General features: G+C 35.0%; 21 protein-coding genes and 4 pseudogenes. 16 read left to right on the top strand and 9 right to left on the bottom strand.

What is annotated here, in order from left to right; genetic code table 11:
- Window positions 1-9: 9 nt before the first annotated feature.
- The 5 genes from QZ276_RS08670 (at window position 10) to QZ276_RS08650 (ending at window position 2663) form a co-directional block, all read left to right on the top strand.
- Window positions 10-408: a MarR family transcriptional regulator gene (locus QZ276_RS08670; RefSeq protein WP_292487163.1), complete on the top strand. Its 399-nt coding sequence runs from the start codon at window positions 10-12 to the stop codon at window positions 406-408.
- 31 nt (window positions 409-439) lie between these two features.
- Entirely contained in the window at window positions 440-1054 is a 615-nt protein-coding gene (locus QZ276_RS08665; protein WP_292487162.1) for a 4Fe-4S binding protein, read from the top strand.
- Window positions 1055-1104: 50 nt separating this feature from the next.
- A complete protein-coding gene (locus QZ276_RS08660) occupies window positions 1105-2067 on the top strand; it encodes a hypothetical protein (protein ID WP_292487161.1) in 963 nt (320 codons plus the stop codon).
- Window positions 2068-2112: 45 nt separating this feature from the next.
- Entirely contained in the window at window positions 2113-2382 is a 270-nt protein-coding gene (locus QZ276_RS08655) for a hypothetical protein (RefSeq protein ID WP_292487159.1), read from the top strand.
- 140 nt (window positions 2383-2522) lie between these two features.
- The gene (locus tag QZ276_RS08650) at window positions 2523-2663 is read left to right on the top strand and encodes a VPXXXP-CTERM sorting domain-containing protein (RefSeq protein ID WP_292487157.1); all 141 of its coding nucleotides are present in this window, start codon (window positions 2523-2525) and stop codon (window positions 2661-2663) included.
- 47 nt (window positions 2664-2710) lie between these two features.
- Here the strand turns inward: QZ276_RS08650 and QZ276_RS08645 are convergent, their stop codons facing one another.
- Window positions 2711-4711, bottom strand: a complete 2001-nt coding sequence (locus tag QZ276_RS08645) for an IGHMBP2 family helicase (protein WP_292487155.1) — start codon at window positions 4709-4711, stop codon at window positions 2711-2713.
- A gap of 198 nt (window positions 4712-4909) precedes the next feature.
- On the bottom strand, window positions 4910-5149 hold the full coding sequence (locus QZ276_RS08640) for a thioredoxin family protein (protein WP_292487153.1): 240 nt from the start codon (window positions 5147-5149) through the stop codon (window positions 4910-4912).
- 132 nt (window positions 5150-5281) lie between these two features.
- Between QZ276_RS08640 and QZ276_RS08635 the strand changes: the two genes are divergently transcribed.
- The 5 genes and pseudogenes from QZ276_RS08635 (at window position 5282) to QZ276_RS08615 (ending at window position 8631) form a co-directional block, all read left to right on the top strand.
- A complete protein-coding gene (locus QZ276_RS08635; RefSeq protein ID WP_292487151.1) occupies window positions 5282-6442 on the top strand; it encodes a S1C family serine protease in 1161 nt (386 codons plus the stop codon).
- Window positions 6443-6480: 38 nt separating this feature from the next.
- Entirely contained in the window at window positions 6481-6681 is a 201-nt protein-coding gene (locus QZ276_RS08630; protein ID WP_292487149.1) for a hypothetical protein, read from the top strand.
- Window positions 6682-6693: 12 nt separating this feature from the next.
- Window positions 6694-7197 (top strand): annotated as a pseudogene (gene sfsA, locus QZ276_RS08625) (DNA/RNA nuclease SfsA); the annotation flags it as partial.
- A gap of 25 nt (window positions 7198-7222) precedes the next feature.
- Entirely contained in the window at window positions 7223-7948 is a 726-nt protein-coding gene (locus QZ276_RS08620) for a HesA/MoeB/ThiF family protein (protein ID WP_292487147.1), read from the top strand.
- Window positions 7949-8226: 278 nt separating this feature from the next.
- On the top strand, window positions 8227-8631 hold the full coding sequence (locus QZ276_RS08615) for a DUF1699 family protein (RefSeq protein WP_292487145.1): 405 nt from the start codon (window positions 8227-8229) through the stop codon (window positions 8629-8631).
- A 409-nt stretch (window positions 8632-9040) separates the two neighbouring features.
- Here QZ276_RS08615 and QZ276_RS08610 read toward each other — a convergent pair.
- Window positions 9041-9899: pseudogene (locus QZ276_RS08610) on the bottom strand (IS5 family transposase); the annotation flags it as partial.
- Between the two features lie 107 nt (window positions 9900-10006).
- On the opposite strand from QZ276_RS08610, the pseudogene QZ276_RS08605 reads away from it, so the two are divergent.
- A pseudogene (locus QZ276_RS08605) lies at window positions 10007-10528 on the top strand (PAS domain-containing protein); the annotation flags it as partial.
- A 176-nt stretch (window positions 10529-10704) separates the two neighbouring features.
- On the opposite strand, the pseudogene QZ276_RS08600 reads toward QZ276_RS08605, so the two are convergent.
- Window positions 10705-11023, bottom strand: a pseudogene (locus QZ276_RS08600) (zinc ribbon domain-containing protein); the annotation flags it as partial.
- A 121-nt stretch (window positions 11024-11144) separates the two neighbouring features.
- Between QZ276_RS08600 and QZ276_RS08595 the strand changes: the two are divergent.
- Window positions 11145-11843, top strand: a complete 699-nt coding sequence (locus QZ276_RS08595) for a sensor histidine kinase (RefSeq protein WP_292487143.1) — start codon at window positions 11145-11147, stop codon at window positions 11841-11843.
- Here QZ276_RS08595 and QZ276_RS08590 read toward each other — a convergent pair.
- Window positions 11730-11978 (bottom strand): pro-sigmaK processing inhibitor BofA family protein, encoded by a 249-nt coding sequence (locus QZ276_RS08590; RefSeq protein WP_292487141.1) that lies wholly within the window; start codon window positions 11976-11978, stop codon window positions 11730-11732. The two genes, QZ276_RS08595 and QZ276_RS08590, sit on opposite strands and share 114 nt — an antisense overlap.
- Before the next feature lie 119 nt (window positions 11979-12097).
- On the opposite strand from QZ276_RS08590, the gene QZ276_RS08585 reads away from it, so the two are divergent.
- The gene (locus QZ276_RS08585; protein ID WP_292487140.1) at window positions 12098-15760 is read left to right on the top strand and encodes a hydantoinase B/oxoprolinase family protein; all 3663 of its coding nucleotides are present in this window, start codon (window positions 12098-12100) and stop codon (window positions 15758-15760) included.
- 192 nt (window positions 15761-15952) lie between these two features.
- On the opposite strand, the gene QZ276_RS08580 is transcribed toward QZ276_RS08585, so the two are convergent.
- Complete coding sequence (locus QZ276_RS08580; protein WP_292487138.1) at window positions 15953-16579, bottom strand: hypothetical protein; 627 nt, start codon at window positions 16577-16579, stop codon at window positions 15953-15955.
- A 217-nt stretch (window positions 16580-16796) separates the two neighbouring features.
- Between QZ276_RS08580 and QZ276_RS08575 the strand changes: the two genes are divergently transcribed.
- Complete coding sequence (locus tag QZ276_RS08575; RefSeq protein ID WP_013194434.1) at window positions 16797-17072, top strand: hypothetical protein; 276 nt, start codon at window positions 16797-16799, stop codon at window positions 17070-17072.
- Window positions 17073-17138: 66 nt separating this feature from the next.
- Here QZ276_RS08575 and QZ276_RS08570 read toward each other — a convergent pair whose 3' ends face one another.
- Entirely contained in the window at window positions 17139-18038 is a 900-nt protein-coding gene (locus tag QZ276_RS08570) for a fasciclin domain-containing protein (RefSeq protein WP_292487136.1), read from the bottom strand.
- Window positions 18039-18300: 262 nt separating this feature from the next.
- Here QZ276_RS08570 and QZ276_RS08565 point away from each other — a divergent pair, with 262 nt between their 5' ends.
- Both QZ276_RS08565 and QZ276_RS08560 read left to right on the top strand, forming a co-directional pair.
- Window positions 18301-19275, top strand: coding sequence for a DUF523 and DUF1722 domain-containing protein (locus QZ276_RS08565; RefSeq protein ID WP_292487134.1), 975 nt, complete (start codon window positions 18301-18303; stop codon window positions 19273-19275).
- Window positions 19276-19303: 28 nt separating this feature from the next.
- The gene (locus QZ276_RS08560; RefSeq protein ID WP_292487132.1) at window positions 19304-19990 is read left to right on the top strand and encodes a hypothetical protein; all 687 of its coding nucleotides are present in this window, start codon (window positions 19304-19306) and stop codon (window positions 19988-19990) included.
- A gap of 21 nt (window positions 19991-20011) precedes the next feature.
- On the opposite strand, the gene QZ276_RS08555 is transcribed toward QZ276_RS08560, so the two are convergent.
- The gene (locus tag QZ276_RS08555; protein ID WP_292487131.1) at window positions 20012-20536 is read right to left on the bottom strand and encodes a hypothetical protein; all 525 of its coding nucleotides are present in this window, start codon (window positions 20534-20536) and stop codon (window positions 20012-20014) included.
- Window positions 20537-20577: 41 nt separating this feature from the next.
- Window positions 20578-21115 (bottom strand): aldo/keto reductase (locus tag QZ276_RS08550; RefSeq protein ID WP_292487129.1); only part of this gene is annotated, 538 nt, incomplete at its 5' end.

Here is a 21115-nt window from a genome sequence, read left to right as displayed (position 1 = left end):
GGTATACAAATGATAGACTTTGCATGTAAGGAATTTGAATTGGATGATGTCCTTAAATGTGCACTGAATTTAACAAAATCTGAACTTAATATTATGAATTATTTCCTGAAAGACATTGATAGATGGGTCACTACAGAAGATATTGCTACTGAAATAAAACTTGACCTGTCAACAGTCCAGAAAGCTGTTAAAAAACTGCATTCAAAAGAAGTTCTCAAGAGGTCACAGAACAACCTCGACAACGGTGGTTATGTATACATATACAGAATATACAGCCGCAGAGAAATAAAGATTCTGATAATGGATATTGTCTACACCTGGGTTAATAGAGTTGATAATGAACTCGACCAATGGGTAATGGGAGAACAAGAAAAACAGTATTCAAAATCAGAAAAAGCCCCAATATAAAATAATAATCAAAAATTATCAGGTGAAAATTATGCTTAAAATTACCCCATATCTTGGAATACTGGTACTGATTGTATCCATTGCAGGACTCTGGTTCCCTATTCTTGGATATTTCATGCTGGTTGTGTTTGCTGCATTGCTTTTGATAAGCCCATTCAGAGGGCGATGGTTTTGTGGAAACCTGTGCCCGAGAGGAAGTCTCAACGACTTCGTAGTAGGTAAAATTACAAAGAATAAATATATTCCAGAAATCCTTAAAAACCTCTGGCTAAGAGTTCCTGTATTTGTAGCCCTTATGGGATTTATGGGATTTAGAATTATGCAGACACAGGGACTTATTAACCAGATTGGAATGGTCTTTGTAGTGATGTGTCTTGTTACTACATCAATTGCGGTTGTACTGGGAGTATCCATAAGCCCCAGAACATGGTGTTCGTTCTGTCCGATGGGAACTGCCCAGAGGATACTTGGTGGCAATAAATATCAACTGGATATTGATGAAGACAGATGTATTTCATGTAAAAAATGTGACAAATCATGTCCTATGCATCTCGAAGTCCACAAAAATGAAACTAAACCAGACTGCATTAAATGTGAACGATGCGTTTACGCGTGTCCAAAAGGAGCTATAGATTTTCAAGACTAAACCGGTGTGACATTAAGTTATAACAACTTCACCGATAATGAACTTGAAGGATGGGATATTCCGATTCAGATGATGTAGGCGGTGATAATCTGGAAGCCTACTGTAACAATCTCTCCGGAAACCCAACTGCGATTGTCAACTATGATGAATCAGATACAATCAATGCTACCGGTAACTGGTGGAACTCTGCAGCAGGACCAGAACGTGAGTTTAAAACCTACAACAAATCTATGCAGGGTGACAAGGTAAACGGCAATGTCGAATTTACACCATGGTTGACTGCACCCTGTCCAGATGGAGAAAGTTTTGCACCGGTAGAAATTACCAATCTTGGAGGTGGATATCCATCTATTCAGGCTGCTGTTAATGATGCAGGTGAAGAAGATACAATACTGGCAAAAGCTGGAACACACACTGAAAATGTGTCTGTAACAGAAGATGTTACCATAACCGGTGAAGAAGGCACACACTGTGAAAAACCAACTGTTCTTGAAGGTTCATTCAATATAAAAGTAGATGGTGTTACTGTCAAAAACTTCAAGATTACCAATACCGGTAACATTAGAGAAATCGAAGGGGTCTTTATCGGTGACTCTGCTGGATACACCGATGACCCAGACAAAGTTATTAAAGTATGTTCAAATGTAATTGATGGTATCAACTCTACATCCCCTGAAGTAGTTGCTGAGGGTATCCATGTAAAATCCTATGATAATGGAGACCAGATTAATGGTGTGCTTATCAAAGAGAACATAATTAAAAACATTAAAAAATCTGACTATGGAGCAAATGGTATTAAACTTCAAGCAAATGTTAACAACATTACGATACTATCCAATAAAATACAGGATGTAAGGGGTACTTGGATTTATGGAATCACATCAACCCAATCAAGTCTGGAAGAAGTAATTCCAAAGAACGTAGATGTTAAGCATAACATTTTGAAGAATATAACAGCCTCTACATACAGAGGAGTGGCTATTGGTATAGAGGAAGCGACTTATCCCGGTTAATTGGTTGCAAATTATAACTGCTTTATAGAAACACCAATTGGAGCGTTGAATAAAAACCAGAGTGATACACTGGATGCCAGATACAATTACTGGAATTCAAGTCAGGGCCCAGACGGTACTAACGGTGCTGAAGCATCAAGTAATGTGAGCTATGAACCATACACAGAAGAATGCGCCAATATAACCATTGAAAATACACCAATGGTTTTGATGCCGACAAACCAAAAGGTCCTTCTGTACAGATTGGTACAAATGTCACATGGACCTATAACATCACCAACAATGGTAATGTTAAACTCTACAACATCACATTAATAGACAACAAAGAGGGTGAGATTGATTGTCCAGAAACCACTCCTATGCCCGGTGAATCGGTAGAAATTACAAAAACCGGTACTGAAAAACAGGGTCAGTATTCTAACATGGCTACTGTTACAGGTAAAACTTTCTGAAGTATGACTGTTACAGACAGTGACTACAGCCATTGCTTTGGATATGACCACTGGACAGGAGTCCCAACTGCAAATCCAGTCTTGCTAATTGGTGTTCTCGGTATTGCGGTTCTACTTTTTTTAAGAAGAGAACAAAAGAAATGATTAAACGGATAGTTCACTACTATCCTTACTAATTTTTATTCATGAACTCAAATTGAAATGTTTAAATAATTTCCGTTTTCTGCTATATAATTCATGAGTTCATTGTAGGTTCTATCGATTCCGAGTGTATCTCCATCACCGATTATTATCAACTTCTTTCTGGCTCTTGTAAGGGATACATTCAATCTTCTAAAATCCGTTAAAAATCCGATATCCCTGTTTTGGTTTGATCTTACCAGTGACAGAATAATAGCATCTTTTTCTCTGCCCTGGAAACCATCAACTGTTTTAACCTCAAGTCCACTAACATCAATTTTGTTTTTAAGAAGGTCAATCTGGGCATCGTAGGGTGATATTATCCCTATGTTTTCAGGATTAATTCCTTTGTCCAGTATTCTGTCAACAATATTTTTCACAATTTTTGCTTCTTCCGGGTTTTCTTTTGAAGTAGAACTTTTGGGTGTGTTTTCTCTGAAATTACCCTTGGTGTCTACAAAAGTAATGCCTTTTTTAAAATCACAGATATTTTTTATCAATTCATCGGTTGATTCCTTAAAAACAGAAGGTTTAAGCTTATGGTTTTTAACTTCGTCTGCAGCTTTCAAATCTCCTCCATAAAAATGTGTATTTGGAAAACTCATAATTTCAGTATTCATCCGGTACTGGATATTAAGCATTTGTTTTATCTGTGTACCGTGAACCTCAAGCATCCGTTCAAAAAGAGTCTCTTCCAGGCCATTCTTTTTTGCTTCCTGATTTAATATTGTTGGAGGGAGCTGTTTATGGTCTCCAGCAAGTATTACCTTATGACCATGTTTCATGGGTATCAGACAGGACGGTTCTGTGGACTGGGTCGCTTCATCTATAACCACAACATCGAAATCTTCATTTTCCAGTAAATCACTTCCTGCAGTAGAATTGGTTGTACAAACTACATCAGTTTCCTGAATCAACTCATCCACTGCTTCATTTTCAAATTTTTTCGCCTTTTCAATAATTAAATTTATCTGTTCCTGTAATTCAATCCATTTGGCAATTTGCTTCATTTTTTTGGGAGGAATACCCCTTGAACCATTGCCTTTTTTTGCAAGGTCTTTTATCGCATCATTTGAAAGACCTCTTCTCCACCTACCGGTTGAACAGGGATAATCTTTCTGTTTTTCATTAAGTTTATTAGCTTTTGTCCTCAATTCCTGAGCTTTCTGGTATTTTTCCTTATCTTCAACAAGGAAATCCAGTGTATGCTGTCTCAATGTTTCTGTAACACGTGCCGGATGTCCCGCTCTTACCACTTTCCTGTTTTTACTGGTCAAAAAATCTACCAGATTATCCACTGCCACATTTGAATCACCTGTTGCAAGAACCTTATGACCCCTATCAATATGCTGTTCAATAACTTCTATTAGTGTGGTGGTCTTACCGGTTCCTGGTGGACCATGTACTAAAAAAAGGTCTTTTGCTTCAAGTGATTTTTTAACAGCACTGATTTGAGATGAATTTAAATTGTTATTATGGATTTGTGGCTCTGTTATTTCATTAAATATAGGACTTGCATTTCCAATCAATATGTCCTGAATACGGGATTTTTCATTTTCAAAGTATTCTATGGATTCCAACATCCTTTGGAATGTTATATCATTAACATAAAGGTCGATCCTTAAGCCTTTACCATACACCATTTTAGGAGGTTTACTATTAAATGATACAGAAATGGAATAATTGGTTTTTTCTATCACCGTAGCTTCCGGATTATTGGGATCAAGAGGTTTGTTTTTGCTTATCATTACTTGGTCGCCAATAGAAATTTCTGTGTCAGGCAATTGGCCGCCTTTAACCCTTACAAATTTTATAATGTGTCTACCACCAAGTCCTTTTCCTTGATCTCTACCCCTCATATTAAGAATAGCTCTTCCACGGAATTCTCTTTCTTTTGGATGCAGGTTCTTTATTTCATCAAGATGTCTCCTCATCTCCTCTTCTCTTTCAAGCTCTACCAGTCTCGTATATTTATCTTTGTAATCTTTATAACTGGAAAAACCTTTATCCACCACTTTATCACCAGGCTACCTGATTCATCAATTATTATGATTACAGAAAATTAAATTTGCAAAAAAGCAAATCTGAAAAGTGTATAGGTAAATTTCATCTACTTCAATTTATCCGTATATTAAAAATGGAATAAGAATTACTTTATTGAAGTTATTACTATTAAACTGTAAAAAAATTAGAGTTTAAATGGAATATATTTACTCCAGCATTTCTTTAATTTCATCATCTGAAGGTACTCTGCCTTTGAATTTAACTTCACCATCTGCTACTACTACCGGTGTTTTCATGATTCCTCTTTTAGCAATTTCTACAGGGTCTTCAATCTTTACAATTTCAACTTCACTCGATTTTCCCATTTCAGATACTATTCCTTCAATATTTTCTTTTAATTTGGAACAGGTTGAACATCCGCTTGCTCCCAGTACTTCAATTTTCATCAATTATCACCTCATTATTGTTTCAATATTTATTGAAACAAATGTAAAAGAGTTACATAAATTTACCTCCTACTAAATAATGCTACCATATCTCATAAATTATAAATTTATCAATAGCGTAATTAAAACTTAATGGTGGATAATAACGAGCATAATGTAAGAAGCCGGATACTTATTGTAGCAACTGTTTTTTTCATAGCAGGTTTGCTGGTTGGTGGTGTTTCACTGGCACTTTCATTGAATCCGGATGAAAACCAAAATCAAAACCAAACGCAAGAAAATGTTCATATAAATATCAATAAAACAATTAATTACTCAGAAGCCTATAAGGAATTATATAATCAGGTTTCAGATTCAGTAGTATCCATAAAAATAAGGGAAAGCGGTCTTGGTAGCCGAATATCAGGTCAGGGTTCAGGATTTATTTATGATTCTAACAGGCATGTAATAACAAATCAGCATGTAGTCGATGGAGCAGAAAATGTAGAAGTTGTTTTTTCAAACGGAGCAACACAAAGAGCAAATATAGTGGGGTCAGATAAATACTCAGATATCGCTGTTTTAAGAGTGGATAATATCCCTGAAGAAGAGAATTATTCACCGTCTCCACTAAAACTTGGGAACTCATCCAATATCAAATCCGGAGAATTTGTCATGGCGATTGGTAATCCGTTTGGTCTTGAAGGCAGTATAACCCACGGTATTGTAAGTGCTACCGGAAGAGTACTGCCAACTGAAGAAGGGTTTTCTATACCTAATGTAATCCAGACCGATGCTCCACTAAATCCCGGAAATTCCGGAGGTCCTCTCCTTGATCTTTCTGGCCAAATTATAGGTGTAAACCGGGCTAAAAGTGGCGATAATGTCGGTTTTGCCATTCCTGCAAATAAAGCCAGAAAAGTTGCAGATTCCATTATAGAAAAAGGTGAATATGAACACGCATGGATAGGCATCAGTATGGTTCCGGTAAGTTACAATGCTGCCAATTATATGAACCTGAACGATACTGTATCAGAAGGAGTGATGATTGTAAGGGTGATTGATGGTGGTCCAGCCGAAAAAGCCGGATTGGAACCGGGTGAACAAATTGTTGTTAACGGTGAACCTACATGGGCCAATGGTGATATAATACTGGGAATGGACAACAGAGAAATCAGAAATAGCGACCAGTTGATAACATATCTGGATACAAAATCACCCGGTGACAGAATAAAACTTAAAATCTACAGAAATGAAAATATAAAAACAGTCAACGTTACACTTCAGGACAGACCTGATAACCTGTTACAGTAAAACAGATCTTACTTTTTTATTATATCGGGGTGCAATAAGTGGATAATACACCAGTTCTTCAGATATCATGGGATTCAGAAGGAATTTTTGTATCCAGAGAAAACAGATTTCTCGGTATAGTTGACATAACAAGCCCAGAGCCAATCAAAAATGAAAAAGTACACATAAAAGACCCGGGAAGGCTGGAAGATATACTATACCCCGGGAACAAAGTTCTTCTAAAAAAAGCAGGAGGTTAGAAACGAAAAACCGGCTGGGAAATGGTTGCAGGAAAAGCGGATAAAAAATGGATTCTGATAAATTCTATATATCACAAACAAATAGCAGAACTGGTTATTGAAAATGGAAACATCAGCCCCCTTGATAATGTGGATAGTATAACACCTGAACAAAAATTTGGAAAGAGTCGACTGGATTTTCTTGTAAAACAAAATGACTCACTAACATGGATAGAAATCAAAGGATGCACTCTTCAGAATAATGGTAAAGCATTATTTCCAGATGCTCCTACCTCCCGTGGAAGAAAGCATGTAAATGAGTTGATAAAAGCGGTTGAAAATGGATATTCTGGTGCAATTATAATACTTGTATTCAGACCTGATGCTGAATGCTTTACCGCAAATATGAGAATCGATCCAGAATTTTACAAAATTTATAAATATGCTATTGAAAAAGGGGTGAAAGTATACCCACTACTTTTTAGTTATGAAAATGGTTTTATCAATTACGAAAAACAGTTATCCCTATGTGATTGAATGATTAAAAGGAGAGTTATAATGAATGATATCAGAAAATGAGCAAAATCTCTACAGCCGGCAGATCATGATGTTCGGTGAGGAGGGACAGGAGAAATTAAAAAATTCGTCTGTTACCATAACTGGTTCTGGAGGTCTTGGTTCTCCAATAGCTATATACCTTGCTTCTGCAGGAGTAGGTAAAATCAGAATTATAGACCATGACACTGTAGCATTGAGTAACCTGAACCGCCAGATACTTCATCATCATAAAGATATTGGTGTTTTAAAGGTAGATTCTGCAAAAGGAAAACTAAATGACCTTAATCCAAACATCGATATAGAAACATTTAATGAGACGCTCTCTACTGACAACATAAAAAATCTGATTGATAAATCCCATATTGTTGTGGATGCACTGGATAATTATCATACACGTTTTTCACTCAATGAAGCTGCAGTACAAGAACAAATTCCACTGGTACATGGTGCAGTAGAAGGGTTTCATGGACAGGTAACAACTATTATTCCCAGAGAAACTCCCTGCATGCGATGTTTCATCTCAAAAACTCCCCCGAAAAAAACATTTCCTATTCTTGGAACAACTGCAGGAATAATTGGTACTATGCAGGCAAATGAAGTTATAAAATATCTAACAGGAAGCGGTAAATTATTAACTGGTCGCCTTTTGTTATGGGATGGATTCAATAGCAAAACAGAAGAAGTACCCGTAAACAAAAACCAATATTGTGAAATATGTGCTACTGAGTAAATATTGAATGATATCCAAAATACACCATTTGTGAACATAGAATAATGATTGTTGATATAATATCTGAATGATTTTAGTTATATTATTTCCATGTTCTGTTTTTATCATTTACTGCTTTTGATTTATTAAAAACTATATTAAATTCAAATTATTTGTTTTGTTGTTCATTTTTATATTTTCTGCAATGAACAAAATTTTTAAATAGTTGACCATACTATTTTAAAATATAGTTTAAAAGTTTTCTCAATTAACTAAATTAAAACCACAGAGTGATTTACATGAAGTTCAGAGTTATAAGTACAAAAAGCGATATTGAAAATATTGATAAAAACGATGAATATATCCATTTTGCTTTTAGACCATCAAATACTGATATATTTAATGCTATATCTAATAATCCAAATATTAAAGCTATTCAAATACCCAGTTCATACATGAAAACGCTCTCAAAATCCATGAAAATGTTTTTTGATATACACGATGTTTCACTCATAGAAGGTGATATATGGGGACACAGAAAAGATATAAACGAATATTATGAAGTTCCTGATAGTATATATAAAAAGTTAAGGGAAATGGTTAATGAAGGTTTGTCAGAAGATGAAATTATTGAAAAAATGGGCAAAGAAACAAGATTAGACCTTGATTTTATCAAATTCCTTCTCAATCATGGAAATTACTGATTCTGTACATTTAAAATTTGCAGAACTATCCCACTATACATAACTTTTTTACCCAAGTCAAACTATTGGGTGGTTAATACTGGTTAAGGATGAATATAATGTGAGATAGCACTGAAAAATCATCATCAAATGAGCTACAGAGGTATATTGAAAAACTTGAAAACGAGAATAAAGAATTACAAAAATATAAAACACTTTTCAAAGAAGCCGAATACCTATCAAGTGTAGATAGCTGGGAGTGGGATATAGAAAATACTAAAATCATTGTTTCAAATGAACGGCGTAAAATTCATGGACACAATAGCAAAGTTTTGACATACAATAAATTACTCCAGCTTGTACACCCTGAAGACATCCCATACATGGACAATAAATTGCAGGATTGCCTGAATAATTCGGCTCTGTAGAAAACCTTTATGATAATTAAAACATCATAATTTACTATAGACCTGTGGATGTTGTACAGAATCAGTTTTGTTTTAACTTCTTTGACTTGATTTCTGTATTTTCTCGCTTTGACCTCTTCACCAAACAACCTTTTTATGACAGAAATCACAGTTTCAACCAGATTCCTTTCAAAGTAGATAACTTCACTGAAATCAATGTACATTTATTTCCTGTATTTGCCGTTGATTTTTTTCCTGGATTTATTTCTTATAGGAATAACAGCATAGGAGTCTAATTCATCTCTTATCAGTTCATAGATTCTTTCTGAATCATACCCTTTATCTATAACGTAGTAAAATGGTTTTTTAATACTGTGTGATTGTCTAAGCAGCGGTACTGCATGTTTAACGTCATGTGCAGGGTTTTTAGTGATTTTTTCTGCTAATATAATCATTTTATCCGTATCCACGGATATAGAGGTTTTCAGGAAATTCTTGCGGTACGTATCAGTCCTCGATGAATAATAGTAGCTTGCATAACAGCTGGTCATATCGGAAGCATCGATTGCTACTATACCGGGGCTGTCGCCCCGGTTGTAGAACAGTTTTACTGTTTGATTGAGTATCCGGTTGAACTTGTAAGTGGATATCCTGCTAACGAACTTTTGTAATGTAGTAAAGTGTGGAACATTTTCAAGTTCCAGTCTTTGTGAAACTCCTGTAATCGGCAACCATGTACTCTTTAAACAGTACCAGCACCATTAGCTGGTGCTGGTCATAGGTCTGTTTCGAGTATTTACTCGAATACAATGGTAGTCTGGTTCCTCTGATAATTTTTAATGTTTCATCGATAAATTTAAGGTATATGTTGTTCCTTTTCATAATTGCTCCTTTTTCTGGTTTTTGTCCAAAACCAAAAAGGATCTCCTTTTCTTAAATCGTTTCAGAATTAGAGAGTTTTATCAGAACAGGGTTTCTACAGAGCCAATATTTCATCATCCTATGAAATTGAATTTCGTATTATCAGAAAGGATACTGGTGAAATAAGAAATGTCAAAACACATGGTAGAATAATAAGTGACAATGATAACAATCCTTTAAAAATATACGGAGTCACACAGAATATCACTGAATGGAAAAAGGTACATGATGAGCTCAGAAAAACAGCAGACGAATTTAATTACCTTTTTAACAATATGAACGATGCTATTTTTGTGCAAAACCTTCAAGGAAATTTTTTGGATGTTAACGAGACTGCTGTTAAAAGACTGGGATATTCCAGAGAAGAATTACTTTCAATGGCTGCACAGGATGTTGACTACAAATATCCCAGCAGTGGCGTTAAAGAAAAAACAGATGAGATACTTGAAACCGGACAGTTAAAATTTGAATCTGTACATATAATAAATAATGGCACAAAAATTCCTGTAGAAGTCAATTCTACACTAATCCATTATAGGGACAAACCTGCTGTTCTCAGTATAGCCAGGGATACTACAGAAAGAAAAAAAGCAGAAGAAGAAAAAAGTGTAATCCTTAATTCTACGTCTGAAATGATTGTATTTCACAATACAGATGGAAAGGTGAACTACCACTTGGCTAAAGACCAAGTGGCTTCAGAAAGAGTTTACTCCAAAAAGTCTTACTCTTTAAATCAAAGATTTAAAGACATTTGTAAATTTTCAATTTACAAAGTCCTTTTTGGATGGTTCACACATCCACTATCGGTTATCCCTTTAAAGAAAAGGGAATTACCGACTACTTTTCTTAATATGTTCAATGCTCCATTAACATCGGCGTTAAGCAGTTTACCAGTAGAAGACTGGAACAATCCTCTTTTGATTCTTTTACCCATGTTTTTAGTGTTTTATAATGGGTTCTAATGCAAGAGCATCGGTTTTACTGGTATATGCTTCATCAACCTCTATATAATTGATACCGTAGTACTCACATTTAGACCTAAGTTTTTGCTTGAATTTGCCAAAAGGTATAGTCTGAAAGGTCTTCACCGATAAAGTCCGGACTGAAGAGAAAATAAAAGAATATACAAATAAACTGGAAGAAATTAACACCGAACTTGAAAACCGTGTAGAAGAACAGACAGAACAAATCAGAAATGCTGAAAGGATGAGGGAGCTGGAGTTACATCATCGAATCAAAAAGAATCTTCAAGTTATATCAAGTCTTATTAATCTCCAATCTGAAAAATTCGATGATGAAAATGTAGTTGAAGCCTTTAAAGATACACAAAACCGTATTGTTTCAATGTCACTTGTTCATCAAAAACTTTACCAAACCAGCAACCTGAACAATATCAATTTTAAAGATTATATTCAGGACCTTTTAACTCATCTTACCAGATTATACGGTGATAACAACATTACACTGGATGTAGATGATATTGATAATGTTTATTTTAATATTGATACTATAATACCGCTTGCTATGCTTATCAACGAGCTTGTGTCCAATTCACTAAAATATGCGTTTTCTGAAAATGAATCAGGAGAAATAAAAATTATGCTCCACCAAATTGACAATGAAAATTATACATTGATTGTAGCTGATAACGGTATAGGGATTCCTGAAGACATAGATATACATGATACCGATTCACTGGGTTTCAGGCTTGTAAATACCCTTGTCGACCAGATAGGGGGTTGCTTAGAAAAAAAGGAAGCAAATTCATTATCGAATTTGGTACTTAATATTTTAAAACGCGATCCCAAGCACATGCAAGACTATAATAAGCAATGCACCCAATGCTCCACCTATTGCACTAATCAAAATTACAAGCCAAGAATATGCAATACTGAGACCAAATAACATATTTGCACCAAATAAAATAACCAGTCCTACTATGGCATTTACTATCAATGATTTAAACGTCTTGAAAAAGAAATAAATCACTGCTAATGCTATCAAAGCAATAATTATAGTTGATAATTCTAGCAATACCATAAATCTCCCCTATAACCTATATCACGGAGATTATATTTAAATATTGTCAAAATTGGTTAATATATTTTCAATCCTACAAATGATAATGAATATACAAAAACAATATTATTGAATTAATCATGAAATCCGATAAATGGCAATTCTGGATAGACCGAGGCGGTACGTTTACAGATATAGTTGCAAAAAGACCTGATGGGAATCTGGTAACTCACAAATTACTTTCCACAAATCCTGAACAATATCATGATGCATCTATACAGGGAATAAAAGATATCCTTGATTCTTCCAATGATGCAACTGTACCCGCAGATAAAATCAATGTTATTAAAATGGGTACAACTGTAGGAACCAATGCACTTTTAGAAAGAAAGGGTGAAAAAACTGTTCTTGTAATCACTAAAGGGTTTAAAGATACATTACGTATCGGTTACCAGAACCGGCCTGACATATTTGCTCTTGAAATAAAAAAACCTCAACAAGTTTACGATTGTGTAATAGAAGTGCCTGAACGATATAATGCAGAGGGACAGGTGATTAATCCACCTGATTTTGAATCAGTACGTGAAAAATTAAAATCCGCTTATTATTCTGGGTTTAACTCTATTGCCATTGCTTTCATGCATGCCTATCGATACCCCTCACATGAAATTAAAGTTGCAGAAATTGCAAAAGAAATCGGATTTTCCCAGATATCAATGTCCCATGATACAAGCCCACTTATAAAACTGATAAGCCGTGCCGAAACAACAATAGTGGATGCCTATCTGTCACCTGTGATTGGAAGATATATAAACGATATAATATCTATGCTTGAAAACAACCGGACTCATGAAAAAGATGATGAAACCGAAAAAACCAGATTGATGTTCATGCAGTCCAATGGCGGACTTGTAAATGCAGATTCATTTCAGGGCAAGGACAGTATCCTTTCAGGTCCTGCTGGTGGTGTTGTTGGTGCTGTAACTACATCCAATATGGCTGGTTTTGATAAGGTTATTAGTTTTGATATGGGTGGTACTTCTACTGATGTGGCTCATTATAGAGGGGAATATGAGCGAAGTTTTGAAAATATAATCGATGGAATTCATCTGCGTTCACCCATGATGCAGATACATACTATTGCAGCAGGCGGTGGTTCTATCCTGCATTTTGACGGTGAACGTTTCAAAGTTGGTCCTGACTCTGCAGGTTCCGACCCTGGCCCTGCATGTTATCGGCGTGGTGGCCCCCTTACGGTTACTGATTGCAATCTGATGCTAAACAAAATAAACCCTGAATATTTCCCCCACGTTTTCGGACCTGATGCAAATCTTCCACTGGATAATCAACTGGTTTTCGAGAAGTTCGATGAACTGGCTGATAAAATCATGTCTTACACAGGTAAAAATCATACACATGAAGAAGTAGCAGAAGGGTTTCTGGATGTGGCTGTAGAAAACATGGCAAATGCTATAAAAAAAATCACAATCCAACGTGGATATGACATCAAAGAATATGCTTTATGCTGCTTTGGTGGTGCAGGTGGTCAACATGCCTGCAAAGTAGCAGATAAACTGGGTATCAATAAAATCTTTATCCACCCATATGCAGGAGTACTGTCTGCCTATGGTATAGGGCTTGCAGACCAGAGAGAAATACTGGAACATGCTGTAGAACAACAATTCGATAATAAAGTATTAAACAACATCAAAGAAATCTTTCTAAAACTTGAAGAAAAAGGTAAAAATCGACTTGTAAGGCAGGGTATTACATCGGATAAAATAAGTTCAGTTTCAAAAATACATTTGAGGTATAAAGGTTCAGATACCACACTCATGGTTAATTTTGTTGAAGGGATGGATAAAGAATCTATAATCTCAAATTTTAATAAAAAACACAAACAACGTTTTGGATTCATGTCTCCTGAAAAAACAGTCGTTGTAGAAGCTGTTTCAATGGAGGTTATCAGTGCTTCCGATATAAAATCAGAACCGGTACAAAAAATTAGCAAAAACAGGGAATGTGTTCCCACTGGGAACATAGAAATGTTTAACGATGGTAAATATAATGATACCCCGGTATTTAGACGTGAGGATATAAAACCGGGATGTAGAATTGATGGACCTGCAGTAATCATCGAAAACACGTCAACCATTGTAATAGAACCGTTATGGAAAGCCGAAATTACTGAACAAAACCATATAATTCTTACAAGTACCCATCAGGGTTTTGATGGTGATTTTATTGGTACAGAAGTTGACCCTGTAATACTTGAAATTTTCAACAACCGCTTTATGTCTGTTGCTGAACAGATGGGATACACTCTGCAAAATACTGCGCATTCTGTAAACATAAAAGAACGCCGAGATTTTTCCTGCGCTCTTTTTGATAAAAAAGGGAATCTTGTAGCAAATGCTCCTCATATACCTGTACATATCGGTTCAATGAGTGAATGTGTAAAATCACTCATAAATAGTAAAGGAGCAGATATGAAAAAAGGAGATGTATATATGCTCAATTCTCCTTATCATGGGGGTACACATCTGCCAGATATTACAGTTGTTACACCTGTATTTGATAATTACAACAACATATATTCTTATATTGCCTCAAGAGGTCATCATGCAGACATTGGAGGAATAACTCCCGGATCAATGCCACCTGATAGCAAAAACATCCATGAGGAAGGTGTTTTTACCGGTGGTATAAAATTGGTTGATAATGGAATTTTCCAAGAGAATGAACTGGTTAAATGGCTCAATTCGGGTGATTATCCTGCAAGAAACCCAGAAAAAAACATTTCAGACATTCATGCCCAAGTTGCAGCAAATGAAAAAGGTTCTCAGGAACTGCAAAAGCTGAAAGACCAGTATTCACCTAAGACCATTAAAGCTTATATGCAGTATGTTCAGGACAATGCTGAATCAGAAGTGTGTAAAGTCATTGATAAGTTAAATCATGGGAATTTTTCCTACCAACTGGATGATGGTAGTATTATAAAAGTCCAGATAAAAATTGACAATGAGTATAAAAATGCCTGTATTGATTTTACAGGTACATCCTCACAATTGTCCAGCAACTTCAATGCACCCGTTTCTGTGTGTAAAGCAGCTATACTTTATGTTTTTAGAACAATGATTGAATCAGATATTCCGTTAAATGATGGATGTCTCAGACCAATCGATATCATTGTTCCTGAAGGTTCGATGTTAAATCCTGTATACCCAGCAGCTGTAGTTGCGGGTAATGTAGAAACCTCTCAATACATAGTGGATACTCTTTTTGGAGCTCTGGGTGTTATGGCTGCTTCACAGGGAACAATGAACAATTTTACTTTTGGAAACAAATCCCATCAATATTATGAAACGATTTGTGGTGGTTCAGGAGCAGGGGCAGGATTTCATGGAACTGATGCAGTTCATACCCATATGACAAATTCAAAAATCACCGACCCTGAAGTACTGGAATCACGATACCCAGTAATACTGGAAGAATTTTCAATAAGGGAAGGCAGCGGTGGATGTGGCAGATACAGCGGTGGAAATGGAATAATCCGAAAGATACGTTTTCTTGAAGAAATGGATGCCGCCATATTGTCAAGCCACAGAAAATATCCATCATTTGGGCTGTATGGTGGAAATCCCGGTAAATGCGGAACCAACAGGGTCATCCGCAAGGATAGTTCAGTTATAGAAATAGGAGGAAAAGCAAAATTCCGGGTTTATAAAGATGATGTGTTTTCAATAGAAACACCCGGTGGCGGTGGGTATGGTTATGAAAACACATATATATCAAAACAATAATCTGGGTAGCAGATAAGTTTTAAAAATAGTTTGGAACGGAGCTTAAAAATATGAGACTTAAAGATAAACTACTTGGATTTTTAAGCGAAAAAAATGTTGAAGAGCCGAAAAACAAAAGAGAACACGATATGATGAAAAGAGAAAAAATGAGGAACCAGAAAGAGGGTTAATTAAAATCAACCCTTTTTTGGTTTATCCCATATACGATATTCTGTCAAACAACGCTGGGTTTATAAAGGCACCATTTTCCAAGAATTCATAATCCCTTTTGATTAACTCGTTTTCTATCACATTTTCATTATACTGGTCTGATGCCACCCTATATGCTTCATCTATAAGGCTGATGGCAGTCTCAAGAGATTTTTGGTGTATAAATCTTGAAAGTGAAGCAAGTTCACTATGGTATTTATTGCCATCAATTTCAGAATTGAGCAAATAGTAACTGACTAACATATTGTTCTGATTTTCGCAAAATACACAGGATACAGGCTCTATCTGGAAAATCGCATTTTGTTCCATATCATCAAGTTTACCCAGTTCTGGATAATCATCCAGAGACTGATTGAATGTATCTATAAATTGTTTAATTGTTACAGGTCCGTAAAAATGCACAAAATCTTCTTTTCGTGTGCCAATCGAGAAATCAATATCTTTGGTTGGAAGACCTTTCCTTTTCAATGATTGTTTTAACCTGTTCAATATTATTCCATCTACAATCCCATTTTTATGGAGTTTTTCTTTATACTCTTGTATAGCGTTTCTTCTGGCGTTCCTGGGGAGATCTTTATATCTGTAAGTATTTACTATAAGGTTTTGCATGGGGGTTCCTCATATACTGCGGGTCAATATAGGGGTATCAGAGAAGTTTAGTTGAAGTAATCAGTAGAAAACGAATATTAATAGTTTAACGGTTAACAATAAATTAATTTCTGGTTTATAACCGGTTTTGTAAAAAGCCTAACTAATAAATTATATCTATAACCAATTACTATAATATTACATATTAAAAAATGGTAATTTTGAGTGGGGAAGATTAATGGTTATAATAAAAGAAATCGACATCTCAGGGTTAGCAAAAATACTTGCTATAGCCAACGGTACTGCTGGATTCATTTATGGCATGTTTACAACTATGGCAGCATTTAGTGGTTATTTACCCGGAGAAGGTATATTTTCAATTTTATTGGGACAGTGGTCTATTGTTATGCTGCCTGTTTTTTATGGTGTTTCAGGGTATCTAATAGGTTTGATTGCAGGATATATCTACAACAAAACTGTTGGGTCTAAAGGATTTGAAGTTAAAACAAAGTAAAAGTTAGAAAGGGAAATACCCTTTCTGAAAATTATTTTTTAGATAGCGGAATTTTACATGCTTTAATTAGGGTATTAAAACCTCATCAATTACATGAATAACTCCGTTACTGCAGTTTATATCGGTTTGCACAACGGTAGCATTACCAATATTCACTTCACCATATGTTGTAGTTATTTCAAGCGTACTGCCCTGAAGAGTTTCAATTGATTCCATTTCCACAACTTCATTTGCCATGTATTCCCCAGAAACCACGTGATAGGTTAATACATTTGTTAATTGTTCTTCGTTTGCAAGCAAATTTTCAATAGTTCCCTCTGGAAGTTTTTCAAATGCTTCATCTGTTGGTGCAAATACTGTGTATGGTCCATCACCCCTAAGAGTATTTTCTAAACCTGCAGCTTGCATCGCCTGTACCAGTGTATTAAAAGAACCTTCTGAAATTGCGGTTTCTACAATATTCATTTCTTCATTTTCGGTCATTGATGGCGGCAATATAACTTTATCTATGGCATGGATGACTCCATTACTACTTTCTATATCAGTCTGTGTAACATTTGCATCATTTACCATTACACCCCCATTAGCAGTAATAGACAAATTTTCACCTTGAACTGTTTTTATGCTATCCATTTCCACAACTTCATTTGCCATGTATTCCCCAGAAACCACATGATATGTTAGCACTTTCCTCAGTTGTTCTTTATCATTGAGTAATTCTTCAAGAGTACCTTCTGGCAATTTATCAAATGCTTCATCTGTTGGTGCAAATACTGTGAAAGGACCTTCACCACTTAAAGTTTCGGCCAACTCAGCTTCCTGAACAGCCTGAACAAGTGTATTAAATGAATCTGAATCCTGAGCAGTTTCAACTATATTTTTTTCTGTTTGTTGTTCTGTTTGAACACATCCTGAAACTAAAACCATTGAAATAGTTAATAATACAACTAAATATCTTATTTTCATTATATTTCACTCCCCATGGCAAACATAATTTCGTATAGAATATATAGGGATTATATAATATATAGATTTTCCAAATAAATAAAATATTTTATATATAATATTATAAATTTTTAAAATGGATCATATATACTTAATAAAGTTTAGAAATTGTGTTTCAATATTTTTAAGTTGCTTATAAGTTAATATAAATATATAAGAATTCGTAATTTTATAATTTCAACTTTTCAAAAATAGCTAAATTTAAAATTTGTTGGTGGTAATTATGGACGGATTTCCAAGACCAAAGGTGCTTGTTAGTAGATGTCTGGAATTTGAAAATGTTAGATATGATGGGCATGTAATAAGCTCCCAAATAGTAGAAGATCTCGAACCCTACGTAGACTACATTAAAGTTTGCCCAGAAGTTGAAATTGGTCTTGGTGTTCCCAGAGACCCGATAAGAATTGTGAAAATAAACGGAAGATACAGGTTGATCCAGCACAGAACAAATAGAGATATAACAGAAGAAATGGACAAATTCACAGATGATTTTTTGGGTAAGTTACAAGATGTTGATGGTTTTATATTCAAATCAGGTTCGCCAACAATTGGATACCGCAATATAAAAGTTTATTCTGGTATGGAATCCGCAACTGTTATAGAAAAGGGAAGTGGATTTTTTGCAGCAAAAATTCTTGAAAGATATAATGGCTATCCTGTAGAAGAAAATGACAGGTTGAGAAATGGCAGAATAAGACATCATTTTCTAACCAACCTTTTTGCATTCACCGAGTTTAGAAGAATAAAATCAAAAGAATCTATAGATGAACTTATTAAATATCATAAGAAACATCATTATTTATTCCTTACATACAATATAAAAATTTATAACGAACTGGAATCACTAATTAAAAATTGTTTTGACATAACAATAAAAACATTGTTTGATAACTACGAATATCATCTTAAGGAACTGTTTTCAAAACCACCAATATCTGAATATTATCTGCAAACAGCAAATACTATTTTTTCGCAATTTTCATCAAAAGTACCCCAAAGTGAAATAGAGTATTTCAATCAAGTACTTGAAAAATATAAACAGAATTTAATAACATTACACGGTCTACTTGAAATTCTTAAATTATACGTTCTCAGATTTGATAATACAGGGATTAAAGATGACCGATTATTCCATCCGTATCCGACAAAACTTCAACCGTCTGTAGATGAAGATAGGGATAAAGATTATTGGAAATGATATACAACCTTTACTTAAGGGAGTGTTTATGAGAAAAATCATTCTTATTATAGTAGCTTTTCTTCTAATAATAACAATATCTACAGCCCACCAACCACGGATTGTTTCTGATGATTCCACATTAATAAAAAACCCAGAAACATCTCAAGCTTTCTATGGGGAACTTGATGGAAAACCCCATTATTACAAAATTGATTCAGAAGAACCCTATAAATTATATGTCAGTCTGTCAGTCCCTGATATAAAGGATATTGACAAAGATGTTTCTGCAAAAATTACAAGAAAACATGAAGACGAACATAAAGATTTCCATGTCCTTCTTAATGGTACTGAACATAACTGGACACGATATTACGAAGAATTTGGAGGAGACTATTATTTTAGAGGATCTACATTTGAAAAAGGCAATAATGATGGCTATCCACAGGGAGTTAACGTTAGCAACGGAACCTATAATATCAAAGTGTTCAGCCCCGACAATGAAGGAAAATATGTTCTTGTTGTAGGTTATAAAGAAACATGGAGCATCGGCGAATTTATAAACGCTATATTGACAATGCCTGAACTAAAATCAGAATTTTTTGAAAAATCTCCTTTAACAGCGTATTTTAACCTTATTGGATTGTTCTTTTTTGCTACAGTTGCTGTTGTTGTAGCTTTATTGGCATATGTCGGTTTTAAACTTAACAAACACCTGAACAAAAGAAAAAGTTGATAATGATTATAGACCGGATTATTAACTTTTATTTTTCAATTCAATCCTTTTGGATGTATTTTCCACACCGATAAGAAATTTGCCTTCAGGAAGTGAGGATGTATCATAATCGTATCTGAAATTACCCTGATTATCTGCTTTTAACGATTGGAGGACTTTTATATTTATATTGACTTTGGATACACTATCTTTTGCTTTGCCATATATTTTGATATCATATGAACCAGAAGGTATATGCTTATCATAAAAGACAGCAGTACCGTGTGAAGCTTCTTTTTTTCGGGTAAACCAGAATAACAATTTAACTCCCAGTTTGAGATATTTAACACCTACTGCAGTTATTGTATAATAAATAATACCTTCTGGTACGTTCATCTTTTCTAAGTAATATTCATAATCACCTTCAGATGACACTGGTACATTTTTATCAAATGAGGTTAAAAGTTCTATAGATTCGTTGGGCAGGGATTTACCGTAGATGGTTAACGTATCACCAATCACGGGTTTGGAGGGAGATATATCCCAGTATTCACATTTATTTCCCATCTACGACACTCTCCTATTGAATTATATCATATTTATATAACTCATCTGCTTGGTGGTTCAAGAAATTCCGGACCAACTGGGTCGTTGATATATTCATTCACTATTTGTTCAATTCTATGCCTTGTTTCCTTATCTACACTCCAGTTGGAGAGCAGATTAACATCTTCTATATGTTCTGGTTTCCAAGCCCCCCACAATGCCACTGTGTTGGCTTTATCCAGTATCCATTGGATTGCCAGATCTATCATGGATTTATTGTGTTCAGTCTTTATAAAGTTAGCTAAATTTTTCACCGCATCCAAATACTGCTCATATCTTGGCGATTTGAATTTTGGGTCGTCTTTTTTAACCGGATGTTTACTGTAATCAGTGTTATATACAAGTGCTCCAGTAAGAATACCCTGACAGAGAGAACGATAGGTCAACAGAGTTATATTGTTTCTTATACAGTAGGGTATAACCCCTCCCTCAATTTGTCTTTCAAATATATTATAGGGTGACTGACAGGTATTAATGTCCACATACTCAGAAAAACATTCCATCTGTTCTACTCTAAAATTGCTTACTCCTATCGCTTTT

The organism is Methanohalobium sp. (assembly GCF_018609725.1).
Classification (GTDB): Archaea; Halobacteriota; Methanosarcinia; order Methanosarcinales; family Methanosarcinaceae; genus Methanohalobium.
Note: the sequence above shows the minus strand (reverse complement) of the source record. Positions and strands in the feature narration are given on the sequence as shown.